Annotated in this window: 1 protein-coding gene and 1 pseudogene; both read left to right on the top strand. The window is 49.0% G+C overall.

Translation table 11 applies throughout. The features are described 5' to 3' along the window. Positions 1–291 precede the first annotated feature (291 nt). Positions 292–1,226 (top strand): annotated as a pseudogene (locus ACTHUT_RS19840) (dihydroorotate oxidase). A 90-nt stretch (positions 1,227–1,316) separates the two neighbouring features. Further along, positions 1,317–1,689 (top strand): UvrD-helicase domain-containing protein (locus tag ACTHUT_RS19835; RefSeq protein WP_440419533.1); only part of this gene is annotated, 373 nt, incomplete at its 3' end.

The following is a 1,689-nucleotide window of genomic DNA, read 5'->3' as shown; positions in this document are numbered from 1 at the left end:
ATGCCGTAGTGGTCTGCGGTACGCTGTTGGCTGCGTATGTGCAGGTAGTGGAGTACGGCTTGGTATTTGAAGTGTAATGTATATTTGCTCATAAAAAAACTGCACCTTGTGAGTTGGAGGGGGGGATATCCAACTTTGGGGGTGCAGTTCATTTTTCAGACGGCCTTTTTTTCAATATTGAAAACAACATCCGCCTACATGCTTTGTCATTTGATGTTTGTTAAAAATCGTACCGCTTCTTCGTGTTACGCTCGGCAAACAATTTGATTTTGCAAAGAAAAGGAGCAGGAGATGGTATCGTTGAAAACACAAATCGCCGGTTTTTCTTTTGACAACTGCCTGATGAACGCAGCAGGTGTGTCATGTATGACTGTTGAGGAATTGGAAGAGGTCAGACAGTCTGCTGCCGGCACTTTCATTACCAAGACAGCAACGCTTACCCTCGTCAAGGTAACCCCGAGCTGCGTTATCGGGACGTGCCTCTCGGCAGTATCAATTCAATGGGTTTGCCGAATCAAGGCATTGATTACTATCTGGATTACCTGCTTACCCTTCAAGAGACTCAGCCGGAACGGACATTTTTTCTCTCACTGGTCGGCCTGTCGCCCGGCGAAACACATATCCTGTTGGAAAAGGTGCAAAACAGCGGGTTCAACGGCATTACCGAACTCAACCTATCCTGCCCAAACGTCGCCGGCAAACCGCAAATCGCCTACGACTTTAAAACAACCGAGATGATTTTGGATAATGCCTTTACCTACTTCGACAAGCCCTTGGGCATCAAATTGCCGCCGTATTTCGATATTGCCCATTTCGATCAAGCGGCGAAAGTGTTCAACCGCTATCCCCTAAAATTCGTCAACTGCGTCAACTCCATCGGCAACGGTATGTATATCGAAGACGAATACGTCGTGATCCGCCCGAAAAACGGCTTCGGCGGCATAGGCGGCCAATACATCAAACCGACTGCGCTCGCCAATGTCCACGCGTTCTATCAAAGACTGGATCCGTCTATCCAAATCATCGGAACGGGCGGCGTTTACAGCGGCCGTGATGCGTTTGAACACATCTTGTGCGGCGCAAGCATGGTGCAGATCGGCACGGCGCTACACCAGCAAGGCGTAGACATTTTTGAACGGGTTTCCCTTGAATTAAAAGCCATCATGGCGCAAAAAGGCTATGAGAAGCTGGAAGACTTCAAAGGCAAATTGAAATATTTTGCATAAGGCTTACTCTAAAAAACGCCCAAGGCCGTCTGAAAATTTCAGACGGCCTTGTTGTATAATTGCTCCCCACATTACCCGTCTTCCCCTTCAATGAAACTCAACCCTCAACAGCAAGCCGCAGTCAAGTATCTAGGCGGCCCCCTGCTCGTCCTTGCCGGCGCAGGTAGCGGCAAAACCGGCGTGATTACGCAAAAAATCAAGCATTTGATTGTCAATGTCGGCTATCTGCCGCATACCGTCGCCGCGATTACCTTTACCAATAAAGCTGCCACGGAAATGCAGGAGCGCGTCTCCAAAATGCTGCCCAAGTCGCAAACGCGCGGGCTGACGATTTGCACCTTCCACTCTTTGGGCATGAAGATTCTGCGCGAAGAAGCCAATCAAATCGGTTACAAAAAAAACTTTTCCATTCTTGATTCCACCGACAGCGCCAAAATCATCGGCGAGCTCTTGGGCGGTACGG

The sequence above is a fragment of the Neisseria sp. P0022.S010 genome (genome assembly GCF_051956635.1).
This window is presented reverse-complemented; position numbering and strand designations above follow the sequence as displayed.